The organism is uncultured Ruminococcus sp. (assembly GCF_934476685.1).
Taxonomy (GTDB): domain Bacteria; phylum Bacillota; class Clostridia; order Oscillospirales; family Ruminococcaceae; genus Hominimerdicola.
The window spans coordinates 13033-31027 of the sequence record NZ_CAKSNX010000005.1 but is presented as its reverse complement, the minus strand read 5'-3'; the positions used below and the strand labels follow the sequence as shown (position 1 = coordinate 31027).

The window sequence follows — 17995 nt, the reverse complement described above, 5'->3', positions numbered from 1 at the left end:
ACAAAATTATTCGGCAAAAAAGGCAGCACTTATCAAAGTGCCGCCGCAGTATTTGTTATTATATTAGGAATACATTCCCTCAAAGGAAGGCTTATTATTCCTCGATACCCATACATTGTCGTTATCGGGTTCGGTATCGGTATTGAAGGTCAGTGCGTTCTCATAAAATCCTAGATTTTCAAGCTCCTCGGCGGAAACCTGTTTTCCAAAGAGTGTACAGCCGTTCTTATTGGACTTTGACCACAGGATATCGTCCGTAAAGGCATCTTTGGCGGTAGTCTCAGAGCCGCTGACTGTCACTTTGCAGAGGTAATCCTGCTTTGTATCGGCATCGAACCACACATAGTAGGTAAGGGAATCGTCATAGGAATCGGGGAGGAAGATATCGCGGTCGGAGCAGTAGACCTGCTGGATATTGCTGCCGCTGTTCGATGTTCCTGCATAGAAAACTATGCTCTCCATATATCCGTCATGGTTGGGGTCGCATATTACGCCCATACGCTTTTCGAGGTATACAGTATCATCGGCGTCGCTGTCGAAGGAATATGACCTGCTGCAAATGGATTTAAGGGACTTTTTCAGTTTAAGTATGCTCTCCTCGTTTGGTGACACACGGGTATCTTTCAAGCTGATGGTGTACTCCACTGTATTGCTGACAGGGCGGTACTCGCCGCTGATAAAGCTTGTAAGGGTAATGGTATAATCCCCTGCGCCGTACCAGTCGTACTTGAAAGTAAGTTCGCTCTCCGCATTGCGTTCGAGGACGGTCTGACCGTTAAAGGTTATTTTCCATATAAGGTCATCGCCTATGCTGCCGCTCCTTGTGACGACGAAGTTATCGTCCATGGTGAGGGTATACATAGAGCGCAGTTCTTTTTCATACTCAGCTGCATTGGTAGTTGTGGTGGTGAAAGTCGTGGTAGTGGTGGTGGACTTTCGTTCGTGACCGAACAAGGCTCTGATATCGTCCTTTATGCCAAGGTGGTCAGCCTGCGTACCCACATTTTCGGGTGAGTTTTCGGCTGGAGCGGAGACTGTGACGGTGGTGGTGGTTTGGCTGTCGGAACTATGCCGTTTTTGTGCTGCGCCGCTGCCGGTTTCTCCGCAGGAGGAAAAACACAGCCCACAGGTCAGACAAAGGCAAAGGCACATAATTTTTGAGCGTCTGAAGTCTGATCTCATATAAGTTATCCCCTTTAATTATATTTTTTATTTTTATTAATTATATCACAGTATTTTGGAAATTGCAACAGTAAATGTAATTAAATTTATCAAAAAAAGACTGCAAAGCCTTTGAGCGATGCAGCCTTTATACATTATAATAGTATAGCCTTTTAAGCGTCCTCGTCGACAGCGTCCTCATCGAAATTCTGATAGAGGTAGGACATATAGAGTTCGACGGACTCCGCCCAATCCTCATCGGAATAGTTATTTACAGAGTCGATAGAAATTTCTATATCGCTTTTCAGCACGTTGAAATCGTCCTCAGCCTCGCCGTAGAGGTGCTTGATAAACTTTTTCATATTTTTGCTGAGCCTTACGATCTCCGAATCCTTTGCATACGGGTACTTTTCTTCGCCCCAGTATTCAAGCTTGCTTGCGGCTTCGTAAGCGTCCTCGGCGGCGGACTTATTGCTGTCGGTTATGCCGTCCTTAATTTTTTCGTAATCTGCGCTGAGCTTATCGGTCTGCTCTTTGAGGGTATCTTTGGTTATTTCTGAGGGGACAGTGCTGTCGTCCCTTGCGGAATTTTCTATCTGCTCATATGTACCCTTTACGTCCGCCCATTTTTCGGGTATTTTTCCCTCAAACACAGAAATTTCATCATCGGTCAGCTCGTCCTCGCTTTTTTCGGGTTCATAGACTATGACGTTGGAGTTATCGGGTGAAGGCTTTCCCTCCACTGCGGGATCGGCTGTGCTGTCGGCGGTGGAGGTATCGTCAGACTTTGCACTGTCGGCAGTGCTGCTGCTTTCCTCCGTCTTATCCGCAAGGCTGCTGTCTGCTGAGCTTGTTACGGCGGAAGAATTTTTAGCGGAAGAGCTTGCGTCCGATGAATTTTTATCAGAGCCGCAGCCTGCAAGCATTGTGCAGGCGAGTATGACTGCTACTGTAAGGGCAGCGGCAGAGCGAAGTTTTATGTTGTTTTTCTTTTTATAATTCTTAAATTTTTCCATAGTGGTATCTCCGTTTCTTTTGCATAAGGTCTGTATGCTTATACAATTTATTATATCATTAATTAAGTTAAATTTCAAGCTAATTTCTGAATTTTTGCGTATTTATTTGGCTTTATTTCAAATTATGGGGTTTTGTGCTTTTTTCTTTTTTTGATTTTTTTATTTTCGGTGCGGTAAGTTCAAAACTCATATCAAGCAGGGCGCAGACCTTTGACATATCAAGTCTGCCGTCAAGCGCAAGAGTTATCCAGCTTTTTTTATTCATATGGTATGCGGGGAAAATTCCTTCGTCCAGTATGAGCGAGCCTGTCATAAGTGGGTCGCACTTTATATTCATCACCCAGATTTTCTCCTCGCTGCTGACAGCGCCTATTTTTTCGGGGGATATTTTCATAATAAGGGCGAACCATTTTTTATTATCGGTATGGCGCAGCACTGCGTTATCGGGGGAGTCTGCCCAAGGGTAGTCGGGGGACACGCTGTAAACTTCTGCGCAGTAGGAAATTATATCCTCACGGAAAGCTTTTTTATCGGCGGGGATATTTACGGTATTTACGGGGATTTCATTCATAAAAAAACGTCCTTTGCATATTTTCGGGTAAAATAAATGCTCCGCAGAACAGGGAGCTTCTTAATAAGTATAGCACGGTGCGAAAATTCCGTCAAGACGGCACACGCAAATTATGTCGGCTGCATAGTATAAAGGGCGGGAGAAATCATGAAGATCATAAAGCGACAAAATAGATGAATGATTTAAGGAGTGGATAAATTGAACGATCTTAGCAGAACGGAGAGCCTGCTGCTGGGCAGAATGTTTGCCAAGGAGAATGATGACGGGGTGGAGAGCTGTCCTCTGCCGAACTCGGTATTCCCGAAAAGCACGCCCCTTGCCATGGCATATGTGCCGTATCAGCAATGGGAAACGCCTTACGAGAGTGATGTGGCGCTGGCGAGGGGAACTATTTTCCCAAGTCTTGATAAGCCGTTTATCGGAGAGGAGGCTGTAAGAAATGCCCATGCTGAATGAAAAGCAGAGGCTGATGCGCAAGGTGATGTCATGCAGTTTTGCGCTGGTGGAGGCTAATCTGTATCTTGACAGTCACCCGACCTGCAAAATGGGGTTGGAGTATTTCCGCAAGCACAAAGAGGAATACGACAAGGCGGCGGCTGAATACACGAAAAAATACGGTCCGATAACCGCAAGGCAGTCCCTTGCAGAAACGAAGTGGGACTGGGTAGCAGAGCCTTTTCCATGGGAAAGGGGTGAGAGCTGATGTGGCAGTATGAGAAAAAATTACAGTACCCTGTAAACATCAAGGACCCGAACCCTGCGCTGGCGAAGGTCATTATAAGTCAGCTTGGCGGTGCAGACTGCAAAAACCGATAGTCATACATAATAAAAAATCGTGACCTTCTCGTCCTCTCTGCGTGACCTCGGTCGGTCGGATCTTGAAAAGACGATACTGCTCACAAATGTTCTCAGTGTGCTGTTAAGGACGGCGGGGGTGACGTTGGGGTCGGCGGCAAGGATAAGGAAATCATCTATCATGGTCATAAGCGTTCGGCGAGCCTGCTCCTTTGTCATCGGCGGTCTGTTTTCCTCTGCCTTTGCCTTGACGGCTTTGAGCCTTTCTATCTCCTCATTGAGCCTGCGCTTGTTTTCCTTGTATTCCTCCAGAGTATCTATCCCTGCGGCATAGGCTTCACGGACACGCTGGAGCTTTTCGTACTCACGTCGGAGCAGCAGCTCTGTGTTCTCTGCGGCGGCAGTCTGCCTTTCCCTTGCGGAGCGTGTTTCTATATGTATATCCGAATCGGCGGCAGCCTCACGCAGACCTTTCAGCACCGCTTCGTCTGCTTTTGCCTTTGAGATATAATGCGAATGTTCGCAGAACCCGTGAGCATACCTGTGGCACTGATAGCCTGCCCCCGAATTGACCAGCACAGCGCCGCAGTCGGAACATCTCAGCAGTCCACGGAGCATAAAATCATTCTTGACGGCGCTGTCCCTTGCGAATTTCCCGTAATGCTGTTTCAGCTCGTTGGCACGTTCCTGAGCCTTTTCCCAAAGGTCGGGAGGGATAATAGGCTGGTGGCTGCCCTCTGTGACCATAACCTCCTGTGAGCCGTGATAATGGCTGCGTGAACCGCCTCCGCCGGGTGTCCAGCGGAGCTTTCCTGCGTAGACGGGGTTGCGGATAATGTACTCTATGGTGCGGTTTTCAAACCTGTTGCCCTTGAGTGTCCTGTACCCCTCGTCATTTAGCCTGCGGGCGATGTTGAGGTAGCCTATGCCGTCAAGGAAGTCGCTGAATATCCGCTTGATGAGGTCGGCATTTGCGTCGGGGACATATGTGCCGTCTTTAATGGTGTACCCGATAGGCGGAGCATTCACAGCCTTTCCACGGCTGAGTTTTTCCAGCATACCACGCTTGACCTCTTCGGCAAGATTTATGCTGTAATACTCGTCCATAGCCTCTATCATAGCCTCGATAAGCACAGACATTTTATCGTCGCCGACGTTCTCGGAGATAGATATAACGTCGATACCCAGCTTGCGGAGCATGGATTTGTAAACGATACTGTCCTCACGGTTTCGGGCGAAACGGGAGAATTTCCACAGCAGGATAGCGTCGAAAGGCTTAGGTTTGAGCTTTGCCGTACCTATCATCTGATTAAAGCCTGGGCGCTTTGCAGTAGTCCTGCCCGAAATGCCGTCGTCGTGAAAGATGAACTCATCGGGGAGAATATAGCCGTTTTTCTTAGCGTACTCACGGATAAGTCTGACCTGCGAATCGGGTGAAAGTTCGGTCTGCTCCTCAGTAGACACACGGATATAAGCTGCAGCGATCTTCATGGTTTGACCTCCTGTTCTAGTTTTAATAACTCTTCCCAGTTGTCGGGGAAACCCATTTTTTCAAGTATTTCACTTCTGTAATAATCATTCAGACGATCAAAGTATATATCTATTAATTCTTTCAATTCTTCTAAAAACATTTCAAAATCATATTTAGAAAGCAAGTATCTGAATGCAATACAGACGTTAAACAGATCCTTTTTACCTACGTTGTAAGAACCTCTGATCTTTTTATGCAGTGGCAGATCCGGAATAGCACTTTTGGTTTTAAAGTTGTACAATCTCTCACCATGAGCGCACACATTTCTGAATTTTGAGATAACATTGAGCATAGTTGATAATTTTTTGCCGTTAACATCTTTGAAATTGCGGGCTATCTTACTTTGCAAGGACTGCTGAGAGAATGAAAACATTTTAGAAATATTGCCAAATGTCAAAGTATTCATAATTACCCACAATGGCACTTCTTTTTTATGTTTTTTGACATAATGATTTACATAAGGATATTTTTTAGACTTATTTATATTTTCTTTTATAATTGAGATCAGCTCATTTATTTCTGCTTCGTATTTATTGCAATTATAATTCGTAACGTTAAGATAATCATTTTGTTTGTCACCATATGATTCGCAAAAGCTGTATGAGTAAAGTGATTTTATATTTTTTTCGATCTTTATTATAAACTGTAAAAACACGCTTCTCAAATTTTCATCAAATAAGTACAAACATACTATATGTTCAAATTCAGTACCTGATATGTAATTTCCGTTCGGTTTTTCTTTAAAGATATCTTTGTATCCTGAAATAAGGGAATAATAGCTGATCTTTTTCAGCCATTTTATTGTTGCTTCTTCATTTGTAACAGAAAGTCCTTTTTCTCTTAAAATTGCGATCTGTTCGTCATATGTTGCAAAAATTTTATCTTCAGGCATAAAATAAAAGCCTCCCGCATAAAGCAGAAGGCTTTTCATGGTTACGGTCCCGCAGGATACCGTAACGCGATCACTAATACATATTATAGCACAAAAAAATATTTTGTCAACAGCTATTTTGTACCAGCATTATATTTTTATGCACTTCTGCTAGATTTTATTCATAGTGTTCAGTAATTTTTTCTATTTAACTTTGTTTTATTCAACATTAATATTAAACACAGCCTCACGTTCGTTGAGGTTACTGTCATAGTCGGAGTAATTGATCGTAAAGCTGCCTGCATTATCTACGGCTATGCATGCCTGTGCGCTGCATTTTGCGCCTTTTGGAGTCATTTTAGGAGATGTTATATTGATAGGATATGAGTAACCCATTGTACCCTGATTATCCACTGCACAGTCATAGAAAGATACATACAGATCATCTTTTGCACCGAGGTTTTCATATGTATAGTTCACTATATAGACCGCAGCAGGGTCTTTATCCGAAAATTCATTGCGCTCATCGGTAACGGTTACGGAATCTATGGTTATGCTCCATTCGCCGTCAACTGTCCATGTTTCCCCTATATTGAAGGTCGGGATCACCTTTTCGGATTTTTCAAGATATGCGACTTCTATTTTCGGAACCTTAATATTACTGTTAAGTATGTTCGTTCCATTGAAAAATCCCACACTTTGTCCCCATATAGTCACATGATCGTCTTCAAGAAGTCTTTGACCTGGGTAGTCTATTACGATGAACTCTCTTGAATCATCGAGGGTAAGTCTGTAAAGTCCCTCTTCTATCTCCTGAGAGATCTCGCCGGAGCAGGTGAAATACTTTCCTTTGAATGCATTGCTGTTTCTTGACATTTCGTCATATGAGATAGGGTTACATTGCTCTTTGTATTCTTCCTGAGTGAACGCAGATTTATTTCCGCTGTTATCTCCCTTGTTGACCTCATGGCTGGCATAGATCGCAGAGCCTGCGAACACAACTACGATAATTATAAGTATAAGCAAAAGCCATGACAGACAGCCGCTTTTTTTCTTTGGCGGTTTAAAATTCTGGGGAACGTTCGGGATATAGTTTGGCGGAGTCTGATAACTGCCATTCATATTGTTCATATTGCCGTTCTGCTGAAAGCCGGACATATTCTGCCCGTTAGGAATATTTTGATTATTGTGCATATTGGGAGCAGCACCCATAGAAGGGAGCTGAAAGCCGCAGTTCGGACATACCCTGCTTGAATCAGGGATATTTTTACCACATCTCATACAAAACATACAATTTCCTCCTAAATGTCACATTTTTCGACGTTTGTAAACATTCTATGCAAATATTTACATTGTCATAATTTAGTGATATAATATATTTGTAACCACATGAGAGAAAATCTTGTGTGCTGTCCCCTTGTCGATATTAGCGGTATCGGCAGGGGGATTTTTTTATAGCTCACTCATAAAGCACACAGCTTTTCCGAGAATGCGAATAGAGTTTAGTTCCTCATTGATATAAACAAGTGGTTCATAAGCTGGATTCTCAGGATTAAGTATAAGCTTATTCTTTTCAGGATAATAATATACTCTTTTCAGCGTAGCCTCATCGTCAATGATAACAGCTGCAATATCTCCGTTCTCTACCATAGGCATTTTGCGGATAAATACAACATCACCATCGAAAATTCTTGCATTGATCATACTGTCGCCTTTAGCTTTAAGGCAGAAGTCAGCATGGATATCTGTATCAGCCATAACATAGCTTTCATGATCTTCGTCGGCAAAAATAGGTTTTCCGCAAGCTATTTCGCCCAGCAGTGGAAATCTTTTGAGTTGCAATGGCTTGATATTGTCAAAGTCATCAAAAATATCAGATGTATCATCAACTTCCTCTTCTCCTGTAATAAGAGAAACGGGGTTTAACTTAAGTACCTTTGCAAGTTCAGCTATTTTGTCACGCTTCATATTTGAAATAAAACCGTCTTCCCATTTCTTAACGGTACTTTTGCTTACGCCAACAGCATTACCCACATCTTCAAGAGTAAGTTCAAGTTCAGTTCTTCTTTTATTTATAAGTTTACCTATGTCCATGATCGACCCTCCTATCGGATTGATTACATTATAACATATAAGTTTCAAAAATGCAACTACTTTTTCTAAAAAAGTAAAAAAAGTTTCCTAAAGGGGTTGACAAGGCGATATTATTGTGCTATACTGTAAGTGTCCTAAAGGAAACAAGACGTGAAAGGACGGTGAAGAGTAATGAATATCAATGACCTTAATGCAGAGATCGCAAGATGTGGACTTACTATCCCTAAGCTTGCAGAACGTGTTGGTATGGACAAGAAAACACTGTATTCACGCATGAAAGGCGAAACTGCATTTAAGCAGCCTGAGATAGCAAGTATTTCAAAGATACTTAACCTGTCGCAGGACAAAATATTGTCTATTTTTTTTGCTGATTCAGTTTCCTAAAAGAAACTAACAATTAAACGGACAGGAAGGAGAGAGGGTGAGAAAAAATGACCAAAACATATCAGATCGAGTTCACGACTGAGTATAGCGAAACACGATTAGTCAGCGTGACAGCGCACAGTACAATAGACGCACTTCGCAAGGCAGGCTATGAATGCCGCACAGGTGAACATATAGCGTCAGTGAAGGAGGTGTCATAAGTGTATACAACAGAAGAAGTTAGTGGATTAACGAATCCTCATGTAGTGCGAATGTCTTTTGAATTGCCTTACCTCGATTGGTGCAGATTCGAAAAGTCAGAGCTGTTTCATCGTTTGACAAACTACCTCGAGGAACTTGAAACGACAGAAATCCCGATGAAGCTCCCAGAGAAGGAAGATTAAGGGGCGTGGAAGTTGATTTTATAGTATCTCTGTCGTAAACCACATTGTTTCTTTTGCGTTCTACTTCTTCGATTATTACGGGAAGACGCAAACAATCATAATACGTTCCATTAATCACAAGTTGCACACGAGTAATGGAAATCGGTAATTGAGATTTGTTTTCAAATGAAAACTGTACTTTTAACAAATCGTTTGGAGTGTAATATTCACGTACACCGATGTCACCGAAACGAATGTTGAGATTCTTCCGTCTGATTATGAAAAAGTACGCAAAATTTATTACAGAAATAATAAATCCCAAAACGCCAGTTATACTTCCGATCGTTTTTAAAGTTTCAAGCATCATAAAACTTCCTTTCGTATAATTTTCTACATTATACCACAAGAAGAAATGATTTTCAATAAGTGCAATATCAAAAAGCACATAGTACAACCCCGACCGCCCATAAAAATAAACAGGAGGTGAGAATATGGGAAGAGGCAGACCGATAAAAGTGGTGAATATGGTGTCCCTCAACGGACCCGACGGCGAATACAGACCGCTGGAGGAGCTGACCGATGAAGAGCTTAAATACTTCCGCTCAAAAATGAGCGAAAAGGTGAGCAAGTTCCTTTCGGATTATTACACTCAGCACCCCGACGAGTTTGAGATACTCTGCAGTAAGCTTGACAACACCACAGCCTAGAACATGGAACACCAAAACAAAGGACGTTAAAATGAAAGGAGCTGAACCCCATGATACTGAGCGACAGCGCATTTTTCCTCGCAATGCTGATAATATCAGTGCTGCTTCTGTGGGTATGCTGGGTGTACGATAACTTAAAGTACGAGGCAGACCAGAACGAGCGCAAGCGGCTTGCGGCGGAAAATGAGCAGCTAAAACAGGAGCGTGACCGACTGACGGACAAGCTGTCACATTCATACGGAGAGGTGACGTGTGTGGTCAGAGGGAAGATGTATAAGGAGGACTGAGAAAATGGACATCGTACTTATAGCGGGAGTGATAGTCGTCACCGCAGCAGCCGTGATAGCATTCTTCGCAGGCTCAAAGGACGATAAGGACAATGATAATATAGATAGGAGCGATAATGATGAACACTAATGTTAAACCGCCGCGCAACACACTTTCAATGCATTTCTGCACGTTTCTGACGGGCAAGAAAAAGCCTGAGTGCGGAGTGCTGAACGTAACACCCACAGAGGAATACTGCCGTAGCTGCAAGTTCTTCAAGACACACAAACAGTTCGAGGACGGAGTAAAGCAGGCTGAGAAAATGCTCAGTGACAAAGGTTTGCAGAGAATAGTGAAGTTCGATTACAACGGCGACCGCTATATCAGCGTTGAGCCTGTTCCAAAGATTTAAGGAGTGATAATAATGATAACGAAAGAGGAGTTTGAAAAGGCGGTGGATCACTGCAATGGTGACACTATCACTTGCTGTGGCTGCCCACTTTATGGCAAACAACATCATTGTGTTGTGTATTTAACTGAGTACATAAAAGAAAACGAGCCTGCACCTGCGGTAACAGATACAAGCTCGGAGGTATCGCTTGGCGATACGAAAAAAATATTAGCACACCTTGATGATAGCACATTGCTTGATATTTGTCAAGAGGCTCTGCGTAATATCGCCGACAGAGTGGCGGAGGTCAACGGCGGCGATGATTACATACAGGGTTATGCTAATGCCGTCACAGATGTGGTGGACAGGCTGAAAGGAGCGGACTGAAATGAAACTTCTGAAACTTAAACTTACAAACTTTGAGGGCATAAGTTCTTTTGAAATATCCCCCGAAGGAAAGTCAATGACCATTTACGGCGATAACGGCACAGGTAAGACTACTATCGCTGACGCTCAGAACTGGCTGCTGTTCGGTAAGGACAGCACATTTACAGCCAATTTTTCACCGAAAATGCGTGACGAGAACGGTGAAGAGATACATAACACAGACTGCTCTGTGCAGGCGGTATATGAGCTGGACGGTGTGCAGGTCACACTTGAAAAAACTATGCGTGAGGACTGGAAGAAAAAACGTGGAAGCAAGGAAACTGTCTTTTCAGGTCACACCATATCCTATTCCATTGACGGAGTGCCTAAGAAAGAAAAGGAGTTCAGCGATTTCCTTTCTTCTGTCGCAGATATGCAGACTGTTATGCTGCTGTCCGTGCCTAAGTATTTTCCGGAGATACTGGATATCAGAAAACGCCGTGCAATGCTTATGGCTCTCACTTCCGATATAAGCGACCTTGATGTTATCGGCTCAAATGAAGAACTTAAGCCCCTGCTTCACCTTATGCTCAAACCCGGTTCAACTCAGCTCTGGTACGGCATAGATGAGTTTATGAAGATATGCAAAGCTAATGCCGCCGAATCTAATGCAAGGCTCAAAGAACTGCCGGGACGTATCGACGAGGTGAACAGATCTGTATGCGAAAATACTTCCGACAGGACTTCGGAAGAGATAAGGACAGAGATATCAAAACTCAGCGCTCAGAAAACAGCCTTGCAGCTGAAAATGAATGCTTCGGGAAGTCAGATGATAAACGCCCTGCGCACAGATATCTCAAAGGCTGAACTTGAACTGGCTCAGCTGAAAACTCGGTATGCGGAAAATGCAAGAGCGGTAAATGAGAACGCTATGGAAAAGATAAGCAGCCTTACTGCTGAAAAGTACAGCCTTCAGGGCAAGGCAGACCGACTTAACGCTGAGAAACAAAAGACGGTGCTGACGCTGGAAAGGCTCAAAAAGGAACGCTGCGAGGTAATGGACGAGTATGTCAAAACACAGGAGGAAAAGTTCAGCGGCAGTACGGTATGCCCCACCTGCGGACAGGCTGTTCCCGAAGAGCAGATCAGAAATGCAATGGAACAGTTTTCTCTGCACAAGTCGCAGCGGCTTGAAAAGCTCAACGCTTACGGCAGGGAGCATTGCTCAAAGGATATGATACAGCAGGCTGAAAAACAGCTGGCGGAGCTTGACGATAAGATATCTGAGATATGCACAGCCATAAAAAAGACTGAGGCGGATATAGCCGAGGCAAACGCACGGATAATATATTCAGAGCCCTTTGAATGTACGGAGGAATACAAGGCTGCGCAGAAGAAAACAGAGGGCATAAGAGCGCAGATAGCAATGCTCGAAAGATCGGAAAATTCCGCAAAGGCTGAAACCGCCGCCCTCATATCCGAAACAGAGGATATGATATCAAAGCTCAACGCAGAGCTTGCGAAAAATGAAACTGCACAAAAGGGCAGAAAGCGTATGGAAGAGCTTGAAAAGCAGGAAAAGAACTTTGCGGAAAGCTATGCGAAAGCACAGCAGGGCATAACGCTGTGCGAACTCTTTTCAAGGGTAAAGGCGGATATGCTGACGGACAAGATAAACGGCAGATTTAAAAATGTTCGTTTCAGACTTTTCAAGACCCAGATAAACGGCGGTATCGCAGACGACTGCGAGGTAATGGCTCTGACTTCAAACGGATATATCCCATACAGCACAGCCAACAATGCCGCAAGGATAAACGCAGGGCTTGAGATAATACGGACTTTCTCAGCGCAGACAGGTGTGTCTATGCCTGTGTTCGTGGACAATGCCGAGAGCATTACAAAGCTTGATCCTAACGGCTTGCAGGTCATAAGGCTTGTAGTGTCGGAGAATGATAAAACACTCAGATCTGAAAGGGAGGAATTTTAAATGAACAACACTCAGCTTACACCTGTGGACAACTTCAAGCAGGTGCTTAATTCAAACGACATAAAGGCAAGGCTGAAAAACAGTCTTAAAAACAACTGGACGCAGTTTTCAACGTCAATGCTCGACCTCTATTCGGGGGACAGCTATTTGCAGAAATGCGATCCTTATGCTGTTGCAGTGGAATGTGTAAAAGCGGCAACGCTTGACCTTCCCATATCAAAAAGCCTTGGGTTCGCCTATGTTGTGCCTTACAAGAGCGTCCCGACATTCATTATCGGATACAAAGGACTTATACAGCTTGCACAGCGCACAGGTCAGTACAAGACTATCAATGCCGATATAGTTTATGAGGGAGAACTTGCAGGCTATGACAAGCTGTCGGGAATGATAGATATATCGGGTGAAAAGATACTTGACGATGAAGGAGAGCCTGTTCCCGTAGGATATTTCGCATATTTCAAGCTTGTGAGCGGTTTTGAAAAAATGCTGTATATGTCTAAGGAAGAGGTCGAGGAATGGAGGGACAAGTATTCGCCGTCAGGAAAATCGGGGTACAGTCCATGGAAAACTGAGTTCGATAAAATGGCTTTAAAGACCTGTCTGCGCCGCCTGCTTTCCACCTACGGCATTATGTCAACGGAAATGACCTCCGCTCTTGCGCAGGACAGTTTTGAGATCAACGCACAGAAAAGGGCTGAAGAAAAGGTGCAGTCCAATGCAAACAGCACAGTGATAGATCTCGACCGCAATACAGGCGAGGTAGTGGAAAAGCCGACAGAGACCGTTCGGACAGGACCTGATTTCTGATGAAGATAGATATATACGCTTCGGGTTCGGGCGGCAACTGCTACCGCCTGAGCGACGGAGAAACCACAGTACTTCTCGAATGCGGCATACCATGCAGGCAGATAATGCAGAATATACGCTTTGAGATACGCAGCATAGCAGGGGTGCTGCTCACTCATGATCATATGGATCACGCAAAGGCGGCAAAAGACCTTGCTGGGTTCGGCATTGATATTTACAGCAGCGAGGGAACGTTCAAAGCACTGGGGCTTAGCGGCTATCATTTCAAGACGGTCAGAGCACTGCAAAGCTTTGATATCGGTACGCTCAATGTTTTCCCTTTTGATGTTCAGCACGATGTTCCCGAACCGCTTGGGTATGTCATAACAAGCAGAAAAACAGGCGAAAGACTGCTGTTCTTCACCGATACATACTATTTAAAATATGTTTTCAACGGGGTGGATATCATAATGGGCGAGGTCAATTACAGCCTTGACACCATTAACAAGGATATCAGCAAAAGCCGCAGGGACAGGCTTTATGAAAGCCACATGAGCCTTGAACATTTTATGGAGTTCCTTAGAGCAAGTGACCTTTCAAGGCTGAAAAGGGTGTATCTTCTGCACCTTTCGGACGATAACAGTGATGAGGTGTATTTCAAGACAGAGATACAAAAGCTGACAGGAGCGGAGGTGACAGTATGCTGACCGATCTTCAAAAAGAATACGAATCCCTGACCGCAGCGGTAAAGGTGATGAAAGCCACCGCCATAGAGCTGCGGAGCAAGGGCGGAGAACCAAGCAATAATTTCAAAAAGCTGCTTTGCGAAAAGGCGGCAAGGCTCAAAGAGGTAAGGAAAAAGATAGAGGAGGTACAAAATGCTCAACAAAGCGATCATCATGGGCAGGATAACCCATGACCTTGAAGTCAGACAGACCCAGAGCGGCACAGCGATGCTGCGGTTCAATGTGGCTGTGGACAGAGGATATTCAAAGCAGGGCGAGGAACGCAAGGCGGATTTTATCAGCTGCGTCGCATGGGGACAGCGAGCCGAATTTATCGGAAAATATTTCGGCAAGGGCAGAATGATAGCCCTTGTCGGCAGCCTCAGAACAGGCTCATATGAGGACAAAAACGGCACAAAGCATTACACCACTGACCTCTTTGCGGAGGACGTTTCGTTCACAGGGGAAAAGTCCGAAAGCAGCGGTCAGAGCAGTTATGGCGGCAGTTACAGCGGACAGAACAGCGCAGGCAGTACACAAACTGCGCCGCAGACGAACGTACAAAGTAACGAGTTACAAAGCAACAAGTTACTTGGAGATCTGTCCGATTTTGAAGATATCCTCAGCGACGACGGAGTACCGTTTTAGGGGATAAAGAATAAACAGAATAAGGAGAGAATATGGCAGGATATAATATGCCTGCAATTTTGATACCCACCGGAGATTGGAGCAGGGTATATCCCGATAAAGTTTCGGAATGTGTTGAATATATCGAGGCGGCATATGGATTAAAAGGATATGCTATCCTCGAAAAGCTGTGGAAGAAAGTCTGCGGCAGTGCCGAAGGGTACTATTGTGAATGGAATGACAGGGTATGCACTTTGTTTGCGAACAAGGTACACGCAGGTAAAGGGCTTGTTCTGGAAATATTGAATGAACTTCTTAAAGAGGATTTTTTTAATAAAAATTTGTATAAAAAATACGGCATACTGACAGCCGACTGGATACAGGAAAACTGGCTGAAATATATGAGCCGCAGAAAAAATGCAAAAATTTTAAAAGAATACCTCTTGGTCAACTGCGCCCAAAATTCCGAAACTGTCAGCGATTCGGGCAAAATTGCAAGCAAAAATGATAAAAATGCAAGCAAAAATGAAACAACAGAACTTAACTTAACAGAACATAACTTATCTATGTCTGACTGCAAAAAGACTGCCCTTGAAGCTCTTTCGCAGGAACAGTACAGAAAGTTAGCGTCTATGTCGTCTGCGTCTGTCACAGATACATATATAGATAAGATAATCGAGTGGCAGAAGAAAAGCGGAAAGCATTGCAGAGATCCTTTTAAGCTTATCTCAAAGTGGATATCAGAGGACAAGCCAGCCTCATCGCCCGACAGCGGTGCAAACTACGACCTTGATGAATTTGAGGACTTTGCAATGAATTTCTCGCTGAGTGATGATATGGGGAGGTGAGCGGGTGATAAGCTTTAAGATACCGTTCAGACTGCCGAGCCTGAACGAATATATCGACAAATGCAGGGGAAACCGCTACGGCGGAGCAGGGTTCAAGAAGGCAGTGGAGAATGACATAATGCTTATTCTCAGCACAAGGCGTTTTCTGATCTGCTCCCCTGTGCATATGACCTTTGTGTGGCATGAGCCGAACAAAAGACGTGACAAGGACAATGTGGCATTTGCAAAGAAGTTTATTCTTGACGCTTTGCAGAAGTCGGGGCGGTTGAAGAATGATAACAACAACTTTATTGCAGGGTTTAGGGACGAGTTCGTTTATGACGGGGACGAGGGGTTGGAGGACGTGTCAGCACAGAATGTACGAGGCACAAAAGGGCGGTATGATACACTCGTACACTGTGACGGAATGTCCTGAGTTTGAGGAGGGGTAACATGGCAAAGAGTAAAACGCCCGAAGAAATGTTAAAACAGTATTCGGCAGAACTTGTAAAGTCGATAGAGCGGTACAAGTCCATTATCGAGCATGGCTGTAGTGACCCGTCATGGCCTGACGGCTGTAATGCCAATTTGTGCAGAAATCACGTTCTGGCGTATAAGCGATATATTCTGGATATCTGCACGGCTAACGATTTGGAAATCCCACAGGAGTATTACCTGCCAACTCCGCCTGAGCAGGACAATAGCTTTATGGCTGACAAGACCAGCGAAAGGTACAAAAGGTTGAACAGCTACCCTGATTATAAAGGCAGGCTGACAACAAGGAAAGTTGACTATGATGATAGTCAGATGAGTTTATAGGAGGGGTAAAAGTGAAAACACATGATCTGAAACTTAACACAGAATTCTGTGACGCTGTTCTGAGCGGTGAGAAGAATTTCGAGGTCAGGAAGAATGACAGAGGATTTCAGACGGGCGATCTGATAAAATTCACACCGACTGACGGAAAGATTTATCGTAGTTCAGACGGCACAACAAGAGAAGAATACGCAGAACACGAGATATCAGGGCATACATACAAGATAACATATATCCTCAATGGCTGGGGAATAAAGAATGGGTATGTTGTACTAGGAATCAAGGAGGTAAGATAATGGCAAGATATATTGACGCTGAGAAGCTAAAGGATTCTATCGACTCGCAAACAGACAGTATATTTAATTGGGGCAAGACCACAGAGGAACTTTATCATGATCTGTGTGAACTAGTCGACGACGAACCTACCGCAGACGTGCAGGAAACAAGGCACGGAAAGTGGGAAGCCACAGAATTAATGTATGAAAACGGCTGTACAAGATGTAGTGAATGTAAAACAGAATATTATGCAAGCGATTTAGAAGAAATATGCGGCGATACGTTCCCGACTTATTGTCCACTTTGCGGAGCTAGAATGGACGGTGACAGCAAATGACTCCAAAAGAATATCTTAACCAAGCATACAAAATAGAGCGGCGCATAAATATCATCGGCGCAAAGGTCAGCAAGCTGCGGTCACAGCTGGAGTATAAGGGCATATCCTATGACGGCTCAGGCGCAAGCCACAGCACAGCCGACAGCGACGGAATGTCAAGCACTATCGCAGATATAGCAGACTACGAACGCAGACAGCGAGAGCTTGCAGACGTGCTTATAGCAAAGCGCTTCGAGATAGAGAGCGTTATAGACAGCGTACCAAATGCCGCACAGCGAGAGGTACTGGAGCGCAGATACCTGCTCTATCAGCGCTGGGAGAGCCGATTTGACGAGCGCACAGGCGAGTATGTTAAGGGCATTGCGGAGGAGATGGGTTACTCGGCACAGCATTTGTACCGCATACATGGTGCAGCTCTGAAAGCAATAAAGATGAGAGTAAATGAGAGTGAATGAGAGTAACATATTATGATATAATTACAATAGCCGAAAAGGCAAAGAGATACACTGCGGAACCTCCATAAAAGTTGTTCCGACGGAGCGAAAGCTCCGTATGCAGGCTGAGAGGGAGATACTCAAAGCCTGCGCCACCATTTTAGATATGCTCCTTAATATTTTCGTGAAAGGCACTCCGTTCGGGGTGTCTTTTGCATGAAATATTTTATTCATAAACGTCGTAAAGCGTCGGTATTTTGAAATTCTGCATAAAAAAGGTATATGAGGTTTGTGTAGAAAAGAGAATTTAAGCACAGAAACTTGATTAGATTTACTTTTTGTGGTATTATATATGCGATAGGGAGTGATAAAATGGAAAAAAAGTTTATTCGAGTATGTATGTATCCTCACGATATTAATGGCAAAAAAATAGAATTTACGGACTATTCTTATCGTGCAGGAGATAAATATTGTACAACTTTAGATTCTGGCTTTTTTGAGGATTTAATTTTTGGTGAAGATGATTGCAAAATTAATATGTATAATTCTGCAATATATATATCAATGATGAATGGAAAGACTTATAAAGTCACGAAAAGAGTATTTCAACCCTGTATTCCGTGTATGTTAAAGTTATATATTCAAGAAATAGAATAAATATAAG

29 protein-coding genes and 1 pseudogene are annotated in these 17995 nt (G+C 43.9%); 22 read left to right on the top strand and 8 right to left on the bottom strand.

The features are described 5' to 3' along the window. Window positions 1–63 precede the first annotated feature (63 nt). From Q0E19_RS06895 to Q0E19_RS06885, 3 genes are all read right to left on the bottom strand, one after another. The gene (locus Q0E19_RS06895) at window positions 64–1182 is read right to left on the bottom strand and encodes a hypothetical protein (RefSeq protein ID WP_294408406.1); all 1119 of its coding nucleotides are present in this window, start codon (window positions 1180–1182) and stop codon (window positions 64–66) included. Window positions 1183–1334: 152 nt separating this feature from the next. Next, window positions 1335–2177: a hypothetical protein gene (locus Q0E19_RS06890; RefSeq protein WP_294408404.1), complete on the bottom strand. Its 843-nt coding sequence runs from the start codon at window positions 2175–2177 to the stop codon at window positions 1335–1337. A gap of 112 nt (window positions 2178–2289) precedes the next feature. After that, window positions 2290–2748, bottom strand: coding sequence for an MmcQ/YjbR family DNA-binding protein (locus tag Q0E19_RS06885; RefSeq protein ID WP_294408402.1), 459 nt, complete (start codon window positions 2746–2748; stop codon window positions 2290–2292). 198 nt (window positions 2749–2946) lie between these two features. On the opposite strand from Q0E19_RS06885, the gene Q0E19_RS06880 reads away from it, so the two are divergent. The 3 genes and pseudogenes from Q0E19_RS06880 to Q0E19_RS06870 form a co-directional block, all read left to right on the top strand. Continuing rightward, the gene (locus Q0E19_RS06880) at window positions 2947–3204 is read left to right on the top strand and encodes a spore coat associated protein CotJA (protein WP_294408401.1); all 258 of its coding nucleotides are present in this window, start codon (window positions 2947–2949) and stop codon (window positions 3202–3204) included. Continuing rightward, window positions 3188–3451 carry a spore coat protein CotJB gene (locus tag Q0E19_RS06875; RefSeq protein ID WP_294408399.1) on the top strand — a complete coding sequence of 88 codons (264 nt, stop codon included), beginning with the start codon at window positions 3188–3190 and terminating at the stop codon, window positions 3449–3451. Before Q0E19_RS06880 ends, Q0E19_RS06875 begins: the two co-directional genes overlap by 17 nt. After that, window positions 3451–3549 (top strand): annotated as a pseudogene (locus tag Q0E19_RS06870) (manganese catalase family protein); the annotation flags it as partial. The gene Q0E19_RS06875 and the pseudogene Q0E19_RS06870, both read left to right, overlap by 1 nt. Window positions 3550–3564: 15 nt before the next feature. Here the strand turns inward: Q0E19_RS06870 and Q0E19_RS06865 are convergent. The 4 genes from Q0E19_RS06865 to Q0E19_RS06850 all read right to left on the bottom strand — a co-directional run bounded on the left by Q0E19_RS06865 (window position 3565) and on the right by Q0E19_RS06850 (window position 8039). After that, a complete protein-coding gene (locus tag Q0E19_RS06865; RefSeq protein WP_294408398.1) occupies window positions 3565–5034 on the bottom strand; it encodes a recombinase family protein in 1470 nt (489 codons plus the stop codon). Next, on the bottom strand, window positions 5031–5966 hold the full coding sequence (locus Q0E19_RS06860) for an Abi family protein (RefSeq protein WP_294408396.1): 936 nt from the start codon (window positions 5964–5966) through the stop codon (window positions 5031–5033). Before Q0E19_RS06860 ends, Q0E19_RS06865 begins: the two co-directional genes overlap by 4 nt. Before the next feature lie 198 nt (window positions 5967–6164). Continuing rightward, a complete protein-coding gene (locus Q0E19_RS06855; protein ID WP_294408395.1) occupies window positions 6165–7235 on the bottom strand; it encodes a zinc ribbon domain-containing protein in 1071 nt (356 codons plus the stop codon). 162 nt (window positions 7236–7397) lie between these two features. Continuing rightward, window positions 7398–8039, bottom strand: coding sequence for a S24 family peptidase (locus Q0E19_RS06850; protein ID WP_294408394.1), 642 nt, complete (start codon window positions 8037–8039; stop codon window positions 7398–7400). Between the two features lie 171 nt (window positions 8040–8210). Between Q0E19_RS06850 and Q0E19_RS06845 the strand changes: the two genes are divergently transcribed. Together Q0E19_RS06845 and Q0E19_RS06840 are read left to right on the top strand one after the other, a co-directional pair. Further along, the gene (locus tag Q0E19_RS06845; RefSeq protein ID WP_294408393.1) at window positions 8211–8423 is read left to right on the top strand and encodes a helix-turn-helix transcriptional regulator; all 213 of its coding nucleotides are present in this window, start codon (window positions 8211–8213) and stop codon (window positions 8421–8423) included. Window positions 8424–8470: 47 nt separating this feature from the next. After that, window positions 8471–8623, top strand: coding sequence for a hypothetical protein (locus tag Q0E19_RS06840; RefSeq protein WP_294408392.1), 153 nt, complete (start codon window positions 8471–8473; stop codon window positions 8621–8623). A 19-nt stretch (window positions 8624–8642) separates the two neighbouring features. Here Q0E19_RS06840 and Q0E19_RS06835 read toward each other — a convergent pair whose 3' ends face one another. Beyond that, on the bottom strand, window positions 8643–9230 hold the full coding sequence (locus tag Q0E19_RS06835; RefSeq protein WP_294408391.1) for a hypothetical protein: 588 nt from the start codon (window positions 9228–9230) through the stop codon (window positions 8643–8645). A 46-nt stretch (window positions 9231–9276) separates the two neighbouring features. Between Q0E19_RS06835 and Q0E19_RS06830 the strand changes: the two genes are divergently transcribed. The 17 genes from Q0E19_RS06830 (at window position 9277) to Q0E19_RS06750 (ending at window position 17988) form a co-directional block, all read left to right on the top strand. Further along, window positions 9277–9492 carry a hypothetical protein gene (locus Q0E19_RS06830; RefSeq protein WP_294408390.1) on the top strand — a complete coding sequence of 72 codons (216 nt, stop codon included), beginning with the start codon at window positions 9277–9279 and terminating at the stop codon, window positions 9490–9492. Between the two features lie 50 nt (window positions 9493–9542). Continuing rightward, window positions 9543–9779, top strand: a complete 237-nt coding sequence (locus Q0E19_RS06825) for a hypothetical protein (protein ID WP_294408389.1) — start codon at window positions 9543–9545, stop codon at window positions 9777–9779. A 4-nt stretch (window positions 9780–9783) separates the two neighbouring features. Beyond that, a complete protein-coding gene (locus tag Q0E19_RS06820) occupies window positions 9784–9909 on the top strand; it encodes a hypothetical protein (RefSeq protein ID WP_294408388.1) in 126 nt (41 codons plus the stop codon). Further along, window positions 9896–10171, top strand: a complete 276-nt coding sequence (locus Q0E19_RS06815) for a hypothetical protein (protein WP_294408387.1) — start codon at window positions 9896–9898, stop codon at window positions 10169–10171. Before Q0E19_RS06820 ends, Q0E19_RS06815 begins: the two co-directional genes overlap by 14 nt. A gap of 12 nt (window positions 10172–10183) precedes the next feature. After that, complete coding sequence (locus Q0E19_RS06810; RefSeq protein WP_294408386.1) at window positions 10184–10537, top strand: hypothetical protein; 354 nt, start codon at window positions 10184–10186, stop codon at window positions 10535–10537. A gap of 1 nt (window position 10538) precedes the next feature. After that, window positions 10539–12503: an ATP-binding protein gene (locus Q0E19_RS06805; RefSeq protein WP_294408385.1), complete on the top strand. Its 1965-nt coding sequence runs from the start codon at window positions 10539–10541 to the stop codon at window positions 12501–12503. Next, window positions 12504–13310, top strand: coding sequence for a recombinase RecT (locus Q0E19_RS06800; protein WP_294408384.1), 807 nt, complete (start codon window positions 12504–12506; stop codon window positions 13308–13310). Continuing rightward, on the top strand, window positions 13310–13996 hold the full coding sequence (locus tag Q0E19_RS06795; protein ID WP_294408383.1) for an MBL fold metallo-hydrolase: 687 nt from the start codon (window positions 13310–13312) through the stop codon (window positions 13994–13996). The genes Q0E19_RS06800 and Q0E19_RS06795 overlap by 1 nt, the downstream gene beginning before the upstream one ends. Beyond that, window positions 13990–14208 carry a hypothetical protein gene (locus Q0E19_RS06790; protein ID WP_294408382.1) on the top strand — a complete coding sequence of 73 codons (219 nt, stop codon included), beginning with the start codon at window positions 13990–13992 and terminating at the stop codon, window positions 14206–14208. The genes Q0E19_RS06795 and Q0E19_RS06790 overlap by 7 nt, the downstream gene beginning before the upstream one ends. After that, the gene (locus Q0E19_RS06785) at window positions 14168–14662 is read left to right on the top strand and encodes a single-stranded DNA-binding protein (protein WP_294408381.1); all 495 of its coding nucleotides are present in this window, start codon (window positions 14168–14170) and stop codon (window positions 14660–14662) included. The genes Q0E19_RS06790 and Q0E19_RS06785 overlap by 41 nt, the downstream gene beginning before the upstream one ends. A gap of 47 nt (window positions 14663–14709) precedes the next feature. Beyond that, the gene (locus Q0E19_RS06780; protein ID WP_294408380.1) at window positions 14710–15489 is read left to right on the top strand and encodes a DUF4373 domain-containing protein; all 780 of its coding nucleotides are present in this window, start codon (window positions 14710–14712) and stop codon (window positions 15487–15489) included. A 4-nt stretch (window positions 15490–15493) separates the two neighbouring features. Next, window positions 15494–15904 (top strand): hypothetical protein, encoded by a 411-nt coding sequence (locus Q0E19_RS06775; protein ID WP_294408379.1) that lies wholly within the window; start codon window positions 15494–15496, stop codon window positions 15902–15904. A gap of 17 nt (window positions 15905–15921) precedes the next feature. Next, window positions 15922–16287, top strand: a complete 366-nt coding sequence (locus Q0E19_RS06770) for a hypothetical protein (RefSeq protein WP_294408378.1) — start codon at window positions 15922–15924, stop codon at window positions 16285–16287. A gap of 11 nt (window positions 16288–16298) precedes the next feature. Beyond that, window positions 16299–16580 (top strand): DUF3850 domain-containing protein, encoded by a 282-nt coding sequence (locus tag Q0E19_RS06765; protein WP_294408377.1) that lies wholly within the window; start codon window positions 16299–16301, stop codon window positions 16578–16580. Further along, window positions 16580–16897 carry a hypothetical protein gene (locus tag Q0E19_RS06760; protein ID WP_294408375.1) on the top strand — a complete coding sequence of 106 codons (318 nt, stop codon included), beginning with the start codon at window positions 16580–16582 and terminating at the stop codon, window positions 16895–16897. The genes Q0E19_RS06765 and Q0E19_RS06760 overlap by 1 nt, the downstream gene beginning before the upstream one ends. Then, the gene (locus Q0E19_RS06755; RefSeq protein ID WP_294408373.1) at window positions 16894–17352 is read left to right on the top strand and encodes a hypothetical protein; all 459 of its coding nucleotides are present in this window, start codon (window positions 16894–16896) and stop codon (window positions 17350–17352) included. The genes Q0E19_RS06760 and Q0E19_RS06755 overlap by 4 nt, the downstream gene beginning before the upstream one ends. Before the next feature lie 351 nt (window positions 17353–17703). After that, window positions 17704–17988: a hypothetical protein gene (locus Q0E19_RS06750; protein ID WP_294408371.1), complete on the top strand. Its 285-nt coding sequence runs from the start codon at window positions 17704–17706 to the stop codon at window positions 17986–17988. Window positions 17989–17995 lie beyond the last annotated feature (7 nt).